We start from the raw sequence: 14,025 nt of genomic DNA, 5'->3' as shown, positions 1-14,025 counted from the left end.
CAAAAATAACTCAGTCACTGACCAAAAGCTTTCGCGCAAGGCGAAAAGCAGCAGACAGTTCACACGTACGACAAGGCGAAGCAACGCTGTACGGAAACTTTTGCCTGCCTACTTCATCTGTTGCTGCCAACGATTGATGCGCTGGCCGCACAGTTTATTTAGTTTCAGGCAAAACTTGCCGCACTTCTCGCGTCACGCCCGAAGGGCCCGGAAAAGGTAAAAATAAGCTGCGGATCAACCAAGGCACGGCCGGGTCGAGCACGTCATTGAGGCTACGGTTTCTGGCTCGTCCTTCATACAGCTTGGCAAACTCGCCGGCTGCCAAAGCTTTACGGTCCAAAATATCGACAAACACTTCGCGAGTGAATAGCGTTTCATTGATGGTTTGCGAGCCAATAATCCCCGTTTCCGGGTAATAGCGCGGAATAAAGGCAATACCGCCGCCGGTATTGATGCGCTGATAACTCACCGAATAACCAATCGTGCCCCAAATCGGCTGCTGGTAAGACGCATTTTTACCGTCGTCGATTTGATAATCGAGCTGCACCAACCAATCGGCCAGCTTGGGATCGGCTTGCTGCACCAAGCCTTGGCGGCGTAATTCAGTCGCCAATAGGTTTTCAAAGTCATAGCGCGCCAAGCTTTGGTCATCGTCTCTGGGTCGATCAATGGCAAACACTTTACCGGCCATCGATGCGGGTAAATCATGGCGAACAGAGACTTGTGAAACAAAAGTATTGGCACAACCGGCCAGTAACATCAGGCCAACCACAGCACTCCATCCGCGTAATTTCATGCTTTGATACTCCCAGCAATTTGTGGTGTATTCACCACCACATCACCACACTGCGCCCGGTGGCGTAAGGCATGATCAATCAGCACCAAGGCCATCATCGCCTCGGCAATCGGGGTCGCACGAATGCCCACACAAGGGTCATGCCGACCGGTGGTCGCCATCATCACCGGATTGCCGTCTTTATCAATCGAGCGACGCTCTTGTGCAATACTCGAGGTGGGTTTAACCGCCAAGTTCACTGTAATCGCTTGCCCTGTCGATATACCCCCCAAGATACCGCCAGCATGATTGCTAGCAAAGCCATCTGGCGTTAGCTCATCGCAATGCTCAGAACCGCGCTGGGCAATGCTGGCAAAACCGGCACCAATTTCAACGCCTTTGACGGCATTGATATTCATCATCGCAAAAGCGATGTCGGCATCAAGGCGATCATAAACCGGCTCACCCCAACCGACAGGAACGTTTTCGGCGACGACAGAAATTTGTGCGCCAACCGAATCGCGCTCTTTACGAATCGCGTCCATATAGTCTTCAAGTTCAGCAACAATGGCATTATTGGGCGCAAAAAAAGCATTTTCAGCTACCTGATCCCAGCTCACAAACGGGATATCGATTTCACCGAGCTTGCTCATATAGCCACGAATTTCAACACCGTAGCGCTCTTTGAGCCATTTTTTGGCAATCGCACCCGCAGCAACGCGCACCGCAGTTTCGCGCGCTGACGAGCGACCACCCCCGCGTGGATCACGAATGCCGTATTTATGCCAATAGGTGTAATCAGCGTGGCCCGGGCGGAAAGTCTCAACAATTTTGCCGTAATCTTGGCTGCGCTGATCTTGGTTGCGAATCAATAAAGCAATCGGCGTACCGGTGGTTTTCCCCTCATACACTCCCGACAAAATCTCGACCGTATCAGGCTCTTTGCGCTGGGTGACGTGGCGGCTGGTGCCGGGCTTACGGCGATCAAGTTCTAACTGAATATCCGCCTCAGACAGCGCCATTCCCGGTGGGCAACCATCGACAATGCAGCCAATCCCTGCGCCGTGGCTTTCACCAAACGACGTTACGGTAAACAATAAACCAATAGAATTGCCTGACATGACCCGCCCCTAACTCAAAATGAATTCATTACCACAATTTTACCACGCGCTTGCCCGATTACTGCTGACTCTGCGGGTGGAAGTTTTATTCAGACCCAAAAAAAACCGCCCAAACACTGTTTGAGCGGCTCAAGTTCAAGCGGTAAAACTTTAAATTCAATTAAAAGTCAGTGCGCACACCCACTGAGAACAAATCAGCGCTTTGACCATTATTGAGTACATAACCTGATTCAGTGGTGAAATTAGCGTTTTTATCGTTATTCACTTTTGAATACGTTGCATACACTTTGCTGCGTTTTGATAAATTATATGATGCGGCAACCGAAATTTGATCCGCGCCTGAATCATTTAATGTTTGCACATCAGCAGCTTGTACGTAGGAAACTAAGAAATTTAATTTATCATATTTATACGAACCGGCAATCGCATAACTATCTTGGGTACGTGATTGTTTGCCATCATCACGATCAACTTGTTCCCAAGTTAAACCTAGACCGAAGTCCATGTATTTAACATTACCGCCAACCATAAAGCCGCTAATGCTTGAACCATTTGCAGTGCCAACTGGACTAATTTTTGATGAAGTGTAACTAGATGTTTGATCTTGGCCCATCGAATATGAGGCACCAACATTAAACATATCGTTTTTCCAATAACCACCAACTTGATAAGTTGAAGCATCATAAGTCGCTGTTTTTTCGCCAATGGTATATGAAGCATTCGCATTAAAACCGCTAAAATTAGGTGTTTCGTAATAAATAACCGAGCCTGAACGAGCGCCTAAACGACGCAATAATTGGCCATCACCCAAATAACCCGATGTATCATTCATTTCGCCTTCAATCGTTGGCGCAATGTTTTTATATAGGTTTTTGTAGGCATTGTCCATTTTACCAAAACGGGCAAAACCATAATCACCTTTGTAACCGATATAAGTATCGCGCGAGCCCCATACTGAAGCCGCTTCTTTATTATATGGATCGCCAACGCGGAAACGACTTTCTAAAACCCAAACTAAATCGCCACCGATATCTAATTTATCCACACCTGAAACACGGATACGTGAACTTTGATCTGCCAATTGGGTTTTATTATCGCCGTCATTTTTAGAACCGACTTTAACGCCAACTTGATCAGGGCTAAGGTATTCCATCGCAGTACGCACACTACCGCTAATGGTGACTTCAGCAGAAGCGAATGGTGCTAGTAAAGCTGCTGCAATAGAAAGGGCAATAATTTTGCTCATATCGATTTAACTCTCTTAAAAAGGATATTAAAATAAGTAAAAAATTGTTTTAACGCTTTAATTACAACCTAGCGATGAGTTTAATTTTTTATATCTAAATACTAGCAGCTTCAAGTTACCAATATATGACAAAACGATAAAAGTACCCTTAAATCAATCCCTCGTGTTGCACGCTTTCCACTTGGAGAAAACCCTAGGTTTAAACCCATTCATTTTTATTTAATGCCACTGCATTCATTGCAGATTTTAGTTGCTGCATTCGACTGATTCACTAATCAGTGCTTAAGAGAAACACTTTTAACTCTTCGTAGAATTTGTTCAACCAGCGAAGCATTCCATTCGCTGGTAAGCCAGCGCCTACAAATTCCATACCGTATTACTAACAAAAATGTGTGATTAATTGCAGCGATTATTGGCATTGCTTTCGCAAGCAAATCCATTGTTACAATGTTTTTAACCTCATAAACTCATATCATCAATAAGGCACAATGATTTAATTCGATTAAATAAAGAAAGGCAGCCTAAGCTGCCTTTCTTTTATCTATCGATGATTAAATCAATCGATTAGAAGCCGGTCCAAGTACCAACCAAGAGGCGGGCATTGTTTTTAGAGTTGTTAGCTGCAGAAACAGTGCTTTCTTTCCAGTCAATATTTGCGCCACCGTCAAATTTACGAGCTTGTGCGCCGCTGTCGTACATGCTGTAACGAGCTTGCACAAAGAATTCGCTGTTTTTGCTGATGCCATAGTGCCATGCAGCATTGATTTGCTGAACGCCATCATTCACATCTGCACCACGGCTCAACTTAGTATCCAACATTTGCTGGTAACCAAGACGGAAGCTTGATTTACCCATTTGGTACATACCAAGGATAGCCCATTGGTCCATAGTCACATCGCCAACATTGGTTTCCCAGTAGTTGCGTTTAACCAATACATGACCAGCAAAATCACCAATGCTACCGCGAGCGCCAACGAAAGCTACAGAAGAGCTATCACCAGACGTATCTTTAGTAATTACAGTTTGGAAGTTACCATTTTTAAATGGTGCTTCTGCAACCAAAGCGTCAGCACGATATTGGTAACCTGCGTTAACAGCGAAAGCGCCGCCATCGTAGTTCAAGCCCAAATCGTAGCCTTCGCCTGCATTGCTAGAACCGGTGTTACCGATTTTGTACTGAGCAGTGAAGTTAAAGCCACCGAAGTTTGGTGAGAAGTAGCTGATTGCATCGCCCCAACGAGACTCGTAAGCACCAAAGTCAGAGGTCAACACGCCTTGGCCGGCACGGCCGTATGGCCAGTCTAGTGTCAAGTAAGCGTTAGTAAATTGGTTACCGAAACGCAACTCACCCCAAGTACCAGCGTAACCGATCCAAGCTTCGCGTTTGCCGAAGCTGTCATAACGGTAATCAGTTGCTACTTTTTGAGCCAGGCGCCATTTCAAAGTGTCGCCGTTGTCTAATTTATCTTTACCGTCGATATTTACAACGATTGCGATTTCTTCGCTCAGGTTAGTGTCTTTATCAACACCTTGGTTTGTACGAACGAACAAATCCATTTCAGCAGAACCAGAAATAGCAACTTCAGCAAAAGCTGGGGCAGAAACGGCAGCAGCAACAGCTACAGCCATAAGAACGCGCTTGAACATTTATTATTCTCCAAAAGATACGAGAGTTAAGTTAAAACCACCGTAACAGCAGGCCACAACCTGAACAATTGTTGCCACTGCTTTACAGACTCGAGAATACTCACTGTTCATAGGCAAAGCAAAAACATGCCGATGCACTAACACAAACTGTATCGCTGATACAACAAAAAAACGGCGCATTGCTGCGCCGTTTTTTATTTAAAACACTTATAAATCAGTGGTTTGGCTGATTAGAAACCAGTCCAAGTACCTACTAAGATACGTGTTGAAGTATCTTTGCCGCTACCAGCAGAACCATCAAGCTGCCAAGAACCGTGCATTACACTGTGCTTATTAGCATTGTCAAACATGTGGTGACGAACTTGTACAAAGGCAGTCGAGTTTTTCGACAAGCTGTAGTTGTACTGAGCATTAACTACGTTGATACCATCATCAGCGTTAGCGCCATCAGTTTTACTGTCTTCAACACGTTGGAAGCCCAAATTCATATTGTGCTTGCCAGTAGTGTAACCAGCGCGAACCAAGTATTGATCAACCGTTGTTTTGCCATTGCCAGTATGGATCTTGTCGTTTACATCGCCAGACCATTCATTGCGTTTAATGCCAGCAGCTAAATCAAAACCGCTTTCAAACTTGTAGATTGCGCCTAAGTTGTAAGCACGTGCTTTGTTGTCACCAACTAGATCTGCAGGCTTAGCGTCTGGATTGTTACTAAAGCTACCTGAACTACCCCATTTGCTGCCACCGAATACAAACGCTTCAGAAGACATGGTCGCGCTGTTTTTCGATTCAGAGAAACCTGCGTCCATACGGAAGCCGCCGTTGGCGTAGTTTGCAGTGATTTCGTAAGCGTTAGCATCAGAAGTGCCAGTACCTAAGTCATACTGAGCTTGGAAAGCAAAGCCGCCAAAGCTTGGTGAGAAGTAGCTGATCGCACGAGCGTATTGCACGTTTTGCGCGCCGAAGTCAGCCCACAAGTTACCCACGCCTTGCGCGCCATATGGCCAGTCTAATTGCAAGTATTGGTTAGAGAATTGGTTACCGAAGCGCGCTTCACCCCAAGTACCTTGGTAGCCGATCCAAGCTTCACGTTGACCGAAAGAGTCATAACGAGAATCAGTAGCTACTTTTTGCGCGAGACGCCATTTCAATACGTCACCGCTGTCGAGTTTGTCTTTACCATCGATATTTACGATGATGGCGATTTCTTGACCAAAAGCACCATCAGTCGTCGCGCCAGAGCCGTTGGCTTGGTTAGTACGGTAGAAGAAGTCCATTTCAGCTGAACCCGAAATAGAAACTTCTGCCATTGCTGGCATTGCGAAGGCAGTCGATACCAAGGCACCAATCAATACACGCTTGAACATATTTTAAACTCCTGTTGAACAGATAATAACCACCCCAAAATGCAAGGTATGCTCGGCATTATCCAGACGCACTACGGCTCAATCTGTGCAATAAGTCAACTTTGAACAGTGCAAAACTCCACAACACACGCAACAAAAACCATGCTGTCATAAAATACACACAAACTAAAACCCAAAGTGTGATTTGTTTACTACACCGCGCACGACAAAACAGTAAGTGCTTGACTTGGCTAGTAAAACAGCAACACCAATTAGATTAAGCGCACTTTTTTACCGGTCCAACAACAACCCAAAAGAGAACAAATACACAGCAAATAAAAAAAACCGCAAAAAACAGCTGCGGTTTGAGCATAAAAAATCAATTGCAAGTAATAAATCGCAGCAAAATACGGCACCAGCGCCAGCATCCACATCGCAATTGACTCGGCTTCACGTCAGCGTATACCCATAAAAAAAGCCAGTCAGCACTGCTGACTGGCTTTTCACTAGCCTAAAACGACTTATTTAGTCGCCATAACGCGAACCATTTCCAGCACTTTGCTTGAATAGCCCCATTCGTTGTCATACCAAGCAACCAATTTAACGAATGTTTTATCCAAAGCGATACCGGCATCGGCATCAAACGTCGAGGTGCATGCTTCGCCACGGAAGTCAGTTGATACCACTTTATCGGTGGTGTAACCCAACACGCCCTTCATTGCGCCTTCAGAAGCGGCTTTCATTACCGCGCAGATTTCTGCGTATGAGGCTTCTTTATTCAACTCAACGGTCAAGTCAACCACCGACACATCTGAAGTTGGCACGCGGAATGCCATACCGGTTAATTTGCCTTTGATTTCAGGAATCACCACGCCAACGGCTTTTGCTGCGCCAGTTGATGAAGGAATGATGTTTTCCAAAATACCACGGCCACCGCGCCAATCTTTGTTTGATGGACCATCAACGGTTTTTTGCGTTGCTGTCGCGGCATGCACCGTAGTCATCAAACCACGTTTGATACCAAAGTTGTCATTAAGGACTTTAGCAATCGGTGCCAAGCAATTGGTGGTGCATGAAGCATTAGAGATAATGGCTTCACCGGCATACGTTGCGTTGTTTACGCCGTAAACAAACATCGGTGTATCGTCTTTGCTCGGTGCCGACATGATGACTTTTTTCGCGCCAGCCGCTAAATGCTTCTCGCAAGTTTCTTTAGTCAAAAATAGGCCGGTCGCTTCAACTACAACATCCGCGCCAATTTCGCCCCATTTCAACTCTGCTGGGTCTTTTACTGCGGTTAGGCGAATTGTTTTGCCATTCACCACCAATTGACCATCAACAACCGCAACATCGCCCTTGAATTTGCCATGCACTGAATCGTGCTTGAGCATATAAGCTAGGTAGTCTGGCTCAAGCAAATCGTTGATACCAACGATTTCAATATCATTGGCAAAGTCATAAATAGCTGCGCGAAACACCATACGGCCGATGCGGCCAAAACCATTGATACCAACTTTAATAGTCATGAATCATCTCCAGAAAAGAAATCAAATAAATCGGGACGACTAAGCATGCACCAATCAGAATAGGAGTGCCATTGCGCCACGACAAAGACCCTGCAAAAAAATACCGATTCATTACGATACACGCGCTGCGTGCACCGCAATCAAAATAGAGCCCGCACTACTATAGATAAAGCCAGCTGGATTAGCAGCTAGGCAAAACGCCTAGTCATTACTCAGGACGCAAAGCAGCCGCTTCACGCGCCAGCGCAGTAATCCCCGCCCAATCGCCTTTGGCAACCATGTCTTTAGGCGCCAACCAAGAGCCACCGACACAGCCCACATTTGGCAAGGCCAATAATTTAGGTGCCGATTCCAAGCTCACGCCGCCCGTTGGGCAGAATAAGATTTGTGGCAATGGACCGCCCATGGCTTTGAGCATCCCCAAGCTACCTGCTTGTTCAGCAGGAAATAGCTTCATGGCATCAAAGCCTTCTTCAAGTGCGGCAATCGCTTCGGATGGCGTCATCACACCGGGTAATAATTGAATACCGCAAGCACGAGCCGCCGCCGCCAATTTAGGCGTTAGACCTGGCGTTACCGCAAATACGGCACCGGCGTCTTTTGCCGCTTGGAATTGCTCTGGGCGAACCACGGTACCCACGCCAACAATCGCACCAGGTACGTTATCAACAATCGCTTTCACCGCAGCCAATGCAGCTTCGGTACGTAAAGTCACTTCTAAGACACGGATTCCGCCGTCAACCAAGGCTTGTGCCAAAGGTACTGCGTGTTCCACGTTTTCGATTACGAGCACCGGCATAACCGAGCACGAGCGCATGATGTCACGAATCTGCATTTTTAACTCTTCCGTTTTACGTTATAAAAATAAGCCATTAAAAAATAATACAGCTCAAATAAAGCATAGAGTATATCGACCCAAGCCAATCAAATAATGACCTAGATCGATATACCATCAGATATAACCATAACTACACATACCAAATAGCCAGTGCACAGCCATCACTACACACCAATGCCACTCGCTTAATGCGCCAAGCCCATGCTAATCGCGCCTTCCTCAGCACCGGTCGCATTTTGACGGAAAGTCGCAAATAGCTCGCGACCCATGCCGTGTTCATTTTTACTCAGATCCGCGGTCACCACTTCGCGAGCGGCCCACTCTGCCGCATCAACTTGCGCTTCCAGCACGCCGGTTTCAGCATTGAGCAAAATCATGTCGCCAGTGCGCACTTTACCTAAAGCACCGCCTGAAACGACTTCTGGCGTAATGTGAATGGCGGCCGGCACTTTGCCCGACGCGCCCGACATCCGACCGTCCGTTACCAGCGCCACTTTGAAACCACGGTCTTGCAATACGCCCAATGGCGGCGTGAGTTTATGCAACTCAGGCATCCCATTGGCACGTGGACCTTGGAAGCGCACGACCGCAATAAAATCACGCTCAAGCTCACCGCGTTTAAATGCCGCAATCACGTCTTCTTGATCGTCAAACACAATGGCTGGTGCATTCACCACGCGGAACTCAGGCGCAACCGCCGAAGTTTTAATCACCGCACGGCCTAAATTACCTTGCAACAATTTAGTGCCGCCATCGGCTTGGAATGGATTGGCAACGGTGCTCAAGACCGCCGCATCACCGGCAACCGTTGGCGCATCACGCCACACCACAACCCCATTATCCAAGAATGGCTCTTGCGCGTAATGACGCAGACCAAAGCCTGCCGCAGTCCAGACATCGTTGTGCAACAAACCTGCATCAAGCAATTCGCGAATCACATAACCCATACCGCCCGCAGCATGGAAATGATTCACGTCTGCCGCGCCGTTTGGATAGACCTTGGCCAACAAAGGAATGATGCCCGATAAATCACTAAAATCAGACCAATCAATCATGACACCGGCAGCACGAGCAATCGCGATCAAGTGAATCGTATGGTTGGTAGAGCCACCGGTAGCCAGCAAACCAATAATGCCGTTGATGATGGTTTTTTCGTCAACCACTTTACCGACTGGGATAAATTCATTACCCAGTGAGGTGATTTGCGCGGCACGCTTGGTTGCGGCCACGGTTAATGCATCACGCAATGGCGTACCTGGATTGGTAAACGCTGCGCCAGGCAAATGCAGACCCATGATTTCCATCAGCATTTGATTGGAGTTGGCGGTACCAAAGAAAGTACACGTACCCGCTCCGTGGTAAGAGCCTTCTTCTGATGCCAACAACGCATCGCGCCCTACTTTGCCTTCAGCAAAAAGCTGACGAGTAACGTTTTTTTCTTTATTTGAAATACCGCTGGTCATTGGACCGGCGGGTACAAAAATCGTTGGTAAGTGACCAAACTGTAATGCGCCGATCAACAGACCCGGCACGATTTTGTCGCACACACCAAGACATAAAGTCGCATCAAACATATTGTGCGACAAAGCCACGGCCGTTGACATTGCGATCACGTCACGGCTAAACAAGGACAATTCCATCCCAGCCTGACCTTGCGTCACGCCATCACACATTGCTGGCACACCGCCAGCGAACTGCGCCGTTGCGCCCACTTCGTGCGCAGCACGCTTAATCAGCGCTGGAAAAGCTTCAAATGGCTGATGCGCCGACAACATTTCGTTGTATGAAGACACAATCGCCAAATTAGGCTGACGCATTTCACGCAACATGATTTTGTCGGTCTCTGGCATTGCAGCCCAAGCATGCGCCTGATTGGTACAGGCTAAACCTTTACGCACCGGCTCTTTACTTGCAGCGAGCTCCATACGTGCTAAATAACGACCACGAGACGCTTTACTGCGTTCAATAACACGTTGTGTTACTTCGACCAGACGAGGATGCAATGTCATACGGAACTCCGGATAGGCTGAGGGATCAGCACTCAGCTAAAATGCTTATGAAATTTGGCGTAGTTTTACTACAATCAGCGCGTCAGAGCAACCCAAAAAGTTCGTCAAGCGCTCGCGCTGCAATGCAACATTGACGTTTACTACCATGGACTTGACCCACAAAATGGTAAAAATACCTATAAGGCAAAACTTAAAATTTAAATTCGTTTGCACCGTCATTTAGGCATGTAGTAAGATTACAAAGCTTACTTGTTAACCTGTATCATTTAGGTGCATATTAACCCCCTCAACTAGGAAGGATTTGCTGCAATGAACCCGATCGACGCTTTCGACATGGTATTTTTTGGCGGCACTGGTGACTTAGCCTTGCGCAAGTTACTGCCGGCACTTTACCACCAACACCAAGATGGCAACCTTCCAAAAGATGGCCGGATTATCTGCTTAGGCCGCAGTCCTTCAGACACGGAGAGCTATACCGCTAAAGCGCAAAGCAAAGCCAAAGAATTTTTGGGTAGCCACTATAACGAAGCCGATTGGGCTCTGTTTGCAGAACGCATCGAATACTTTAAAGTCGATGCGCACACCCTCAGTGACTTCGAGATTTTAGCTCAAGCACTGAATGTTTATCCAAATCGTAGTCGTGTATTCTACCTCTCAACTGCGCCAGATTTCTTTGCTCCGATTGCAAAAAATTTAGCAGCAGTCGGTCTTAACCAAGGTCATTCACGCGTCGTACTCGAGAAACCACTCGGCCACGATTTAGAATCTTCAAATAAAATCAATGACGAAGTCGGCGAATATTTCCAAGAACAGCAAATTTACCGCATCGACCATTACTTAGGTAAAGAACCCGTTCTCAATTTAATTGCATTGCGTTTTGCCAACACTTTGCTCGAGCCACTATGGCGCCGCGAATGGATTCGTGACGTACAAATCACCGTTACCGAGCAAGTTGGCGTCGAAACCCGTGCTGATTTTTATGACAAAACTGGTGCACTGCGCGACATGGTACAAAACCATCTGTTGCAACTGCTGACGATTGTGGCAATGGAGCCGCCAGCATCGATTGATGCCGATGCAGTGCGTGACGAAAAACTCAAAGTATTGCGCGCACTCAAACCGCTCACGCCTGAAAACGTGCACAACAAAGTGGTTCGCGGTCAATATCGTGCCGGCGCAGTTGGTGGCAAAGCCGTTCCTGGCTATCAAGACGAGCCTGGCGTCCCTGCTGGTTCGAAAGCCGAAACGTTTGTGGCGTTAAAAGCCGAGATCGAAACTTGGCGCTGGGCTGGCGTGCCGTTCTTCTTGCGTACTGGTAAACGCCTGCAAGAGCGCCAAGCTGAAATCGTGATTAATTTCCGCGCCGCACCGACGTCGATTTTTGGCAAAAACATGCAAGCGAACCGCATGGTGATTCAGTTACAACCGGATGAGTCAGTTCGTCTCTACCTATTGGCCAAAGAACCAGGTCGTGAGCGTTTGCGTGAAGTGTATTTGGACTTGGATTTCAAAGAAACCTTCGCGACTCGTAGCCCAGAAGCGTATGAGCGTTTGTTAATGGATGTCATCAAAGGCGATCTATCGCTGTTTGTGCGTCGTGACGAACAACGTGCCGCATGGCGCTGGGTTGAGCCGATTATCGAGAGCTGGGAAAACAGCACAGAAGGTCCGAAAACGTATACTGCCGGCACTTGGGGCCCAGCAGCGTCTTCTGCCCTTCTCTCTCGTGACGGCCTGTGCTGGCACGAAGAGTCTTGATCTACAACAAACCTTAAAGAGTTTTCCTAATTTCTGACTGAATATGTCAAAATTGGGGAAACTCCGTATTGCATTGCACAATTATAAATCTGGAGATCACCGCATGACGTTGCAATGGCATGAGTTCACAAATAAAGACGAACTCGACCTTAAACTCGCTCAATCCATTGCCCAGCAACTGCAAGCGGCGATTAACGAACGTGGCTCGGCTAGCTTGGCCGTATCCGGTGGCCGTACCCCGGCGGGCATGTTCAAAGCACTGCGCACCAGCGCGATTGATTGGTCAAAAGTCATCATTACCTTAGTCGATGAGCGCTGGGTACCGATTGATCACGCCGATAGCAATGAACGCCTAACCCGCGAGAATCTATTACAAGACAATGCCGCCGCAGCGCAGTTTATTTCGATGGTGAACGATGCGGCTACGCCGCACGCAGGTTTGGCAAGTATTGAAGCGCAGCTCAAACAAATCAAAGCCCCCATTGATATACTTATCTTGGGTATGGGTGACGACGGTCATACCGCGTCTTTGTTTCCTCAAGCCGCTGAACTCGAAGCCGCCTGCGCCTCGACCGACTGGGTGGCAGCAGTTACCCCGCCGGTTGCACCGCATTTACGCATCACCCTCACTTTGCCAACGATTGCTAAAGCACGCAATCTCTACGTCCATATCACCGGTGAAGGCAAAAAAGAACTACTGCAACACGCCATGCAAGAACAAAAATCACTGACTGAGCAATATCCAATTCGCCGTGTACTCGATCAAAGTGATCACCCCACGCAGGTTTATTGGACTGCTTAAGTGAATCGTTTTTCTTTTAACTTTTTTCTATCAACGCCAGCGCAGCTATGCTGCTTGGCGTTATTGCGTTTGATTGAGGGCGCTAAATAATGCTCGAACGAATCAAAGCAGTACTCGAAACCTTATCTAAATCTGAGCGTAAAGTGGCTGATTTAGTGCTAGCGCAACCCAATTTAGTCGCCAATGCACCGATTGCACAAATCGCCGATCTCGCCGCAGTTTCTCAGCCCACCGTGATTCGCTTTTGCCGTTCACTCAATTGCTCTGGATTGCAAGACTTCAAATTACGCCTGACGCGCAGCTTGGTTTCTGGCGTGCCGTATGTGCATTCAATGGTCTCGGCCGATGATTCGGCACACGATTTGGCCAAAAAATTATTCGACAATAATATTTCTCATCTACTGCGTTGCCGAAATGAACTCGATACCGATGTGCTTGAAAAAGCCATCAAAATTTTATCGAATACGCCAAAAATTGAAGTTTGGGGCCAAGGTCAATCCGGCGCGGTCGCGATTGATGCGCAAAATAAATTTTTCCGTCTTGGTGTGCCGACTGTGGCTTATACCGATCCGCACATGCACGGCATGAGCGCATCGATGCTCAAACCGGGCGATGCGGTGATTGCGGTGTCTAATTCGGGCCGCACTTTAGATATGTTGCGCTCGGTCGAGATTGCGCGTGATTCGGGTGCTGATGTGATCGGCATTACCCATTCCAAATCACCGATGGCCAAGCGCTGCAATATTTGCCTTTATGCCGACACCATGGAAGACCCGGATTTATATACGCCAATGATTACCCGCATCGTGCATTTGGTGATCATCGATGTTTTGGCCGTCGGCGTAGCCCTCAAACGCGGCCCAGAGCTAATTGATCAGCTCGAGAAAATGAAACGCAATATGAAAGAAAAACGAGTTCGTGGACATGAGCACTAAGAAAATACGCCCTCATATGACG

At 47.5% G+C, this 14,025-nt stretch carries 11 protein-coding genes; 3 read left to right on the top strand and 8 right to left on the bottom strand.

Annotated elements, in window-relative coordinates; genetic code table 11:
* Positions 1–154: 154 nt before the first annotated feature.
* The 8 genes from LG219_RS08750 to edd form a co-directional block, all read right to left on the bottom strand.
* Entirely contained in the window at positions 155–796 is a 642-nt protein-coding gene (locus tag LG219_RS08750) for a DUF4136 domain-containing protein (protein ID WP_226764120.1), read from the bottom strand.
* Complete coding sequence (gene aroC / locus LG219_RS08745; RefSeq protein WP_226764119.1) at positions 793–1,896, bottom strand: chorismate synthase; 1,104 nt, start codon at positions 1,894–1,896, stop codon at positions 793–795. The genes LG219_RS08750 and aroC overlap by 4 nt, the downstream gene beginning before the upstream one ends.
* Positions 1,897–2,056: 160 nt before the next feature.
* Positions 2,057–3,142 (bottom strand): porin, encoded by a 1,086-nt coding sequence (locus tag LG219_RS08740; protein WP_226764118.1) that lies wholly within the window; start codon positions 3,140–3,142, stop codon positions 2,057–2,059.
* 564 nt (positions 3,143–3,706) lie between these two features.
* Positions 3,707–4,789: a porin gene (locus tag LG219_RS08735; RefSeq protein ID WP_226764117.1), complete on the bottom strand. Its 1,083-nt coding sequence runs from the start codon at positions 4,787–4,789 to the stop codon at positions 3,707–3,709.
* Between the two features lie 230 nt (positions 4,790–5,019).
* Complete coding sequence (locus LG219_RS08730; protein WP_226764116.1) at positions 5,020–6,156, bottom strand: porin; 1,137 nt, start codon at positions 6,154–6,156, stop codon at positions 5,020–5,022.
* A 500-nt stretch (positions 6,157–6,656) separates the two neighbouring features.
* The gene (gene gap / locus LG219_RS08725; RefSeq protein WP_226764115.1) at positions 6,657–7,661 is read right to left on the bottom strand and encodes a type I glyceraldehyde-3-phosphate dehydrogenase; all 1,005 of its coding nucleotides are present in this window, start codon (positions 7,659–7,661) and stop codon (positions 6,657–6,659) included.
* 208 nt (positions 7,662–7,869) lie between these two features.
* A complete protein-coding gene (gene eda, locus LG219_RS08720) occupies positions 7,870–8,496 on the bottom strand; it encodes a bifunctional 4-hydroxy-2-oxoglutarate aldolase/2-dehydro-3-deoxy-phosphogluconate aldolase (protein WP_226764114.1) in 627 nt (208 codons plus the stop codon).
* Between the two features lie 188 nt (positions 8,497–8,684).
* Positions 8,685–10,508: a phosphogluconate dehydratase gene (edd, locus tag LG219_RS08715; protein WP_226764113.1), complete on the bottom strand. Its 1,824-nt coding sequence runs from the start codon at positions 10,506–10,508 to the stop codon at positions 8,685–8,687.
* Between the two features lie 309 nt (positions 10,509–10,817).
* On the opposite strand from edd, the gene zwf reads away from it, so the two are divergent.
* From zwf to hexR, 3 genes are all read left to right on the top strand, one after another.
* A complete protein-coding gene (zwf, locus tag LG219_RS08710; RefSeq protein ID WP_226764112.1) occupies positions 10,818–12,266 on the top strand; it encodes a glucose-6-phosphate dehydrogenase in 1,449 nt (482 codons plus the stop codon).
* A 103-nt stretch (positions 12,267–12,369) separates the two neighbouring features.
* Positions 12,370–13,068, top strand: coding sequence for a 6-phosphogluconolactonase (pgl, locus tag LG219_RS08705; protein ID WP_226764111.1), 699 nt, complete (start codon positions 12,370–12,372; stop codon positions 13,066–13,068).
* 89 nt (positions 13,069–13,157) lie between these two features.
* Positions 13,158–14,003, top strand: coding sequence for a transcriptional regulator HexR (gene hexR, locus LG219_RS08700; protein WP_226764110.1), 846 nt, complete (start codon positions 13,158–13,160; stop codon positions 14,001–14,003).
* Positions 14,004–14,025: the final 22 nt, after the last annotated feature.

This window comes from Deefgea salmonis (assembly GCF_020531905.1).
GTDB lineage: Bacteria > Pseudomonadota > Gammaproteobacteria > Burkholderiales > Chitinibacteraceae > Deefgea > Deefgea salmonis.
Note: the sequence above shows the minus strand (reverse complement) of the source record. Positions and strands in the feature narration are given on the sequence as shown.

Excerpts from the sequence above, each read along its gene's own strand:
- pgl (WP_226764111.1), top strand. The coding sequence starts at position 12,370 with ATGACGTTGCAATGGCATGAGTTCACAAATAAAGACGAACTCGACCTT.
- aroC (WP_226764119.1), bottom strand. The coding sequence starts at position 1,896 with ATGTCAGGCAATTCTATTGGTTTATTGTTTACCGTAACGTCGTTTGGT.
- edd (WP_226764113.1), bottom strand. The coding sequence starts at position 10,508 with ATGACATTGCATCCTCGTCTGGTCGAAGTAACACAACGTGTTATTGAA.
- hexR (WP_226764110.1), top strand. The coding sequence starts at position 13,158 with ATGCTCGAACGAATCAAAGCAGTACTCGAAACCTTATCTAAATCTGAG.
- eda (WP_226764114.1), bottom strand. The coding sequence starts at position 8,496 with ATGCAGATTCGTGACATCATGCGCTCGTGCTCGGTTATGCCGGTGCTC.
- LG219_RS08735 (WP_226764117.1), bottom strand. The coding sequence starts at position 4,789 with ATGTTCAAGCGCGTTCTTATGGCTGTAGCTGTTGCTGCTGCCGTTTCT.
- zwf (WP_226764112.1), top strand. The coding sequence starts at position 10,818 with ATGAACCCGATCGACGCTTTCGACATGGTATTTTTTGGCGGCACTGGT.
- LG219_RS08730 (WP_226764116.1), bottom strand. The coding sequence starts at position 6,156 with ATGTTCAAGCGTGTATTGATTGGTGCCTTGGTATCGACTGCCTTCGCA.
- gap (WP_226764115.1), bottom strand. The coding sequence starts at position 7,661 with ATGACTATTAAAGTTGGTATCAATGGTTTTGGCCGCATCGGCCGTATG.
- LG219_RS08750 (WP_226764120.1), bottom strand. The coding sequence starts at position 796 with ATGAAATTACGCGGATGGAGTGCTGTGGTTGGCCTGATGTTACTGGCC.
- LG219_RS08740 (WP_226764118.1), bottom strand. The coding sequence starts at position 3,142 with ATGAGCAAAATTATTGCCCTTTCTATTGCAGCAGCTTTACTAGCACCA.